Genomic DNA, 4,781 nt, shown 5'->3' with positions numbered 1-4,781 from the left:
CCCCCAGCGACGAAGCCGTCATCCCGCCCAACGAGCCTCGACCGTCAAGGTCACGCATTCGGCACACAAACTGCCGTTCGCTTCCGCGGGATGCCCGTCCCCACAGCTCGGCCGAAAGCACAGGTACTCACTCACACTCAACAAAGCGCGCTCGTGCCGGCAGTTCGGAACTCCGCCCGTGTTGTTCACCACGTTGTACGACGTCCGGTAGGCGGCAACGAGGACGCGCCGGTCGCCGGGGAGACCACAGACCTCAGGCACGGCTCGACGAAGCACAGGTAGCGGCTCTGGCGGGGACGGACTGGGCGGGCGGGAAAGGAGGGTCGGGGAGGGTCTTCGCGGGCATGCCGCCGTCCCGGATCCACCAGCGCAGCACCCGTGGGGTCCAACGGGCGATCCCGAACTCGTCCTTGTCCGGATCGGAGAGGTTCGGGTCGAAGTCGCTCTCCGCCTTCAGCATCGCGGCGATGAGCGGGCGGTACGCGCCAGGAACGCCCTTGTCGGTGAGGAGTTCCGGCCGGCCGTACGTCGCAGTATCCAGAACGCGCTGTGCGCGGTGATCTCACCGGCCGCGCGGGAGACGCCCTCGTGCGGGATCGTCAGGTCGTTGTCGGCCGTGGACCGCCCGAACGAGAGCCGCTCGCCCGGGGCGAGCCGGAACTGGGGGCTGCTCCCAGGGCTGTCGGGCAGGTCGGTGCGGCGGCTGGTTCGCTCGTCCTCCGTGGTCGGCGGAGGTACCACGATGATGCTGTACAAGGTGTGTCTCCCCGTGCCTCGCGGCTGAATCCGTGCCTCGCGGGCCACCTGTCACAGCCTAGGGGGACGCGCCGGGGCCGTGTCCCTCCTCGAAGGGGGAGAGACACGGCCCCAGGGGTGAATGGCACGAACGCGACGTCGTCAGGCGTCGAGGTCAGGCGTCGAGCGTCAGTTCTGTACGACCATCGTGCTCGCGGCCTTGTCGTGCCAGCCCTGCTGGCGGCCCGACTTGTCCCAGAACGGGGACAGGTAGACCAGGAGCTGGCCGATACCGCAGGCGAAGCTGCCGACCAGCGGGATGATCCAGCGGATGAACGAGGAGCCCAGGCCGGGCTTCTGACCGGTGTCCACCTTCACGACGCGGATGCCGACGGCGAGCTTGCCCAGGGTCGCGCCCACCAGGCCGGTCATCAGCCACTCGTAGAGCAGGCCGACGATCGCGAGCATGCCGATCACGGCGCCGAACGAGGCCGCGATGCTCGAACTGGCGTCGTTGATGCAGGTGTTGTAGTCGGCGGCAGCCGGGTCGCAGTCCTGGGCCGCACCGACGGTACCGGCGACGCCGATGGCGCCGAGGATGAAGTAGATGATGCCGAAGGCCACACCGTCGATCAGACGGGCACCGAAGCGGCGGCCCATCGAGGCCGGCCGGGGAGCGGCGGGCCCGCCCGGGTAGCCCGGCTGCTGGGGGTAGCCGTAGCCCTGCTGCGGCGGCACACCCTGCGGGGCCTGCGGGTAGCCGTAACCGGGCTGCTGCGGCGGCACGCCCTGCGGGGCGCCCTGGGGGTAGCCGTAACCGGGCTGCGGCTGCGGGGCCTGGGGATAGCCGGGCTGCTGGCCCTGCGGGGGCCCGTACGGGTTGTTCGGGTCGCCGAAACTCATGGCGGTGTTTCCTCCGTTGATGGGGACGACGCGCGGCACGTTCGGAGGAAGGTTCATGTGATGCGGTTCGTCCCCCCGGCACTGCCCGCGGCACTGCGCCGTTCATCGTTCTTTAGGCTCGGCTTATTTGTCCAGCGGCATTCGCTATGTGTTGTGCAAGTGCAACATCACTGATCATGGGCGGATACGAGGTGACCGGTACCCCGGTGGCGTCGGCGGGTGCCCGGATTGGTACCGGGGGCAGGTCATCGGCGAGGATGGGGCCCATGACCGCCCAGATTCTCGATGGCAAGGCCACCGCAGCCGCGATCAAGTCCGACCTGGCCGCCCGCGTGGCGGCCCTGAAGGAGAAGGGGGTCACGCCCGGGCTCGGCACGGTCCTGGTCGGTGACGACCCCGGCAGCCAGAAGTACGTCGCCGGCAAGCACCGCGACTGCGCGCAGGTGGGGATCGCCTCCATCCAGCGCGAACTGCCCGCGACCGCCACGCAGGAGGAGATCGAGGCGGTCGTGCGGGAGCTGAACGAGGACCCCGCGTGCACCGGTTACATCGTCCAGCTGCCGCTGCCCAGAGGCATCGACGAGAACCGCATCCTGGAGCTGATGGACCCGGACAAGGACGCGGACGGCCTGCACCCGATGAACCTGGGCCGGCTGGTACTGAACGAGCCCGCGCCGCTGCCCTGCACCCCGAACGGCGTCCTCACCCTGCTCCGCCGGTACGGCGTCGAGATCAAGGGCGCCGAGGTCGTGGTCGTCGGCCGCGGCGTCACCATCGGGCGCCCGATGCCGCTGCTGCTGACGCGGCGCAGCGAGAACGCGACCGTGACGCAGTGTCACACCGGCACGCGCGACCTGTCGGCGCACCTGAAGCGGGCCGACATCATCGTCGCGGCCGCCGGTTCCGCGCACCTGATCCGGCCCGAGGACGTGAAGCCGGGCGCCGCCGTCCTGGACGTCGGCGTCTCGCGGTCCGCCGAGGGCAAGATCGTGGGCGATGTCCACCCGGGCGTCGCCGAGGTCGCCGGGTGGATCTCGCCGAACCCGGGCGGTGTCGGCCCGATGACCCGTGCGCAGCTGCTGGTGAACGTCGTCGAGGCGGCGGAGCGCGGTGTCGGCTGAGGCGACGAGCAAGCCGGAGGGCACGGTGAAGGACAGAACCCGCGAGGACGAGACCTCCGGAGCCGGGACGGAGAACGGCGCCGGCTCCCCGGAGAAGAACGCGGAGAAGAACGCGGAGAAGACCCCGGAGAAGAACGCGGAGCAGACCGTACGTGACGCGATCAGCGCACCGGACGCCACCGGGGAGCCGAAACGGATCACTCGGCGCTTCCCCCGGTTCACCCGTGACACCGCGCGCCCCGAGGGCGGCGGCCGCGCGGCGCCCCGGGACGCCCCGGCACCGGCCCGTCAGTGGCCGATCCTCGCCGTGCTCTCCGGCGTCGGGCTCGGACTGCTGCTGACCGCGCTGGATGTGTTCCGGTTCGGCACGATCCTGGTCGGCGCCGCTCTGATCGCCGGCGCCGTGCTGCGCTGGGCCCTGCCCGACGTCGGCATGCTCGCCGTGCGCTCCCGGTTCACCGACATGGTCACGTACGGAATCCTCGGCGCCGGGATCGTCCTGCTCGCGATGATGGCCCAGCCGGACCCGTGGCTGGAGATACCGTTCCTCGACGACACGCTCCACTTCACGATCAGGTGACGCGGCAGCGCGCACCGCGGTGGCCCGTCCACACCTCCGGGTGAGGACGGGCCACCGCTGTTCTCAGGGGCCGGCGGGCCCGTCAGTTGTGCGTGGGCAGGCCGTCGTGGCAGGACGAGTCCCTGCCGTTCTCATCCACAGAGGCCCACAGAGGCTGGAACCCAGGACGGCGGCCCGTCCCCTCCCCCGAGTCAGGACGGACCGCCGTCGGGGACAACACTCGGGTACGGCGAACACGGCGTTCAACAGCTGTCTGCTCGCTGTGGCACGGAGGTGACCATTCCGGCACGGTTTCTCCGTCCGGGTGGGCGGTCGTCGCCCTGCTTCGCCCCGCCGGGCACACCTGTGAGGCAGGTGATCCCCCCTGATCCCCCTGTTTCTGTGTATGTGTCCCCATTGTGTCGATGTGTTGACAAGTTCGGGAACTGCGGCGAGAGCGCTCAACGGCAGGGATAACGTGGTCAGTTGGGGCGGTCCGGTGACTCCCGCGGGCCCGTCAGGGCTCCGTCCGGGGGTACAGGGTGACGATGGGACACTGGACCGCAGGCCAGGGGTGTGCGACGGCGCATGCCTTGGCCCGAATGCTTCCGTGCGCGCCCCCACTTCGGGAACTGGCATCCTGGCCAGGCGCATCCCACAGGGTGGTCCGGAGCGGGCGCAACGAACGTGACGAGACGTAAGAACGTAACGAGACGCAGGAACGTAACGAGACGTAACGAGATGTCCGGAACGCTTCGGGGCGCTCTCGGGACGGTCGAGAATGACGAACGCGGACTCGGACGCTCGGACGCTCGAACTAGGCGAGGGCACCATGCGCGGGAGAAGCAGTACGGGGGGAAAGATCAGGCACGTTCGGGGGGAAAGAGGGGGGAGCAATGCCTCGTTGGAGGGATCTGCCCGATGAACTCGATCCGCAGGTCAAGGAGTTCGCCGGCCAGTTGCGTCGGCTCGTCGACCGCAGCGGGCTGAGTATTGCCGCGGTGGCCGACCGCACGGGTTACAGCAAGACGTCCTGGGAGCGCTATCTGAACGGCCGGCTCCTCGCGCCCAAGGGTGCGATCGTCGCGCTGGCCGAGGTGACCGGGACCAATCCCGTGCACCTGACCACCATGTGGGAACTGGCCGAGCGGGCCTGGAGCCGCTCGGAGATGCGCCACGACATGACCATGGAGGCCATCCGCATCTCCCAGGCGCGCGCCGCGCTCGGGGAAACCGGAGAGCTCGGGGAGTTCGGGGCGCTCGGGGCGCTCGGGACGAATCCGCCGCCCGCCAAGGGCAAGAGCGGCAGGGCGGGCCGCGGCGCGACCGCGACGCCGGGTGTGGCGGGCCCGGCGGGCGTGGCGCCCACGGTCCCGCCCTCGACTCCGTCCCGGGGGGCGGCGCCGGGGGAGGGGGAGCGGTCGTACGGAGGGTCGTCGGCGGGCTCGTCCGCGGGCCCGTAC

4 protein-coding genes and 2 pseudogenes are annotated in these 4,781 nt (G+C 70.2%); 3 read left to right on the top strand and 3 right to left on the bottom strand.

The window, feature by feature from the left end; translation table 11 throughout:
• Window positions 1-165 precede the first annotated feature (165 nt).
• The 3 genes and pseudogenes from FPZ41_RS44860 to FPZ41_RS44850 form a co-directional block, all read right to left on the bottom strand.
• A pseudogene (locus tag FPZ41_RS44860) lies at window positions 166-532 on the bottom strand (lytic transglycosylase domain-containing protein); the annotation flags it as partial.
• Window positions 532-756 (bottom strand): annotated as a pseudogene (locus tag FPZ41_RS44855) (hypothetical protein); the annotation flags it as partial. The pseudogenes FPZ41_RS44860 and FPZ41_RS44855, both read right to left, overlap by 1 nt.
• A 168-nt stretch (window positions 757-924) precedes the next feature.
• Window positions 925-1,638, bottom strand: coding sequence for an RDD family protein (locus FPZ41_RS44850; RefSeq protein ID WP_152870488.1), 714 nt, complete (start codon window positions 1,636-1,638; stop codon window positions 925-927).
• 266 nt (window positions 1,639-1,904) lie between these two features.
• Between FPZ41_RS44850 and FPZ41_RS44845 the strand changes: the two genes are divergently transcribed.
• From FPZ41_RS44845 to FPZ41_RS44835, 3 genes are all read left to right on the top strand, one after another.
• Window positions 1,905-2,759 carry a bifunctional methylenetetrahydrofolate dehydrogenase/methenyltetrahydrofolate cyclohydrolase gene (locus FPZ41_RS44845; protein ID WP_131571940.1) on the top strand — a complete coding sequence of 285 codons (855 nt, stop codon included), beginning with the start codon at window positions 1,905-1,907 and terminating at the stop codon, window positions 2,757-2,759.
• Between the two features lie 160 nt (window positions 2,760-2,919).
• On the top strand, window positions 2,920-3,339 hold the full coding sequence (locus tag FPZ41_RS44840; RefSeq protein ID WP_322621534.1) for a DUF3017 domain-containing protein: 420 nt from the start codon (window positions 2,920-2,922) through the stop codon (window positions 3,337-3,339).
• 875 nt (window positions 3,340-4,214) lie between these two features.
• On the top strand, window positions 4,215-4,781 hold a 567-nt coding region (locus FPZ41_RS44835; RefSeq protein WP_228023439.1), incomplete at its 3' end, for a helix-turn-helix domain-containing protein.

This window comes from Streptomyces acidicola, assembly GCF_009377235.1.
In the GTDB taxonomy this organism is placed as follows: domain Bacteria; phylum Actinomycetota; class Actinomycetes; order Streptomycetales; family Streptomycetaceae; genus Streptomyces; species Streptomyces acidicola.
The sequence above is the reverse complement of the archived record's forward strand: the minus strand, read 5'-3'. Positions and strand labels throughout refer to the sequence as shown.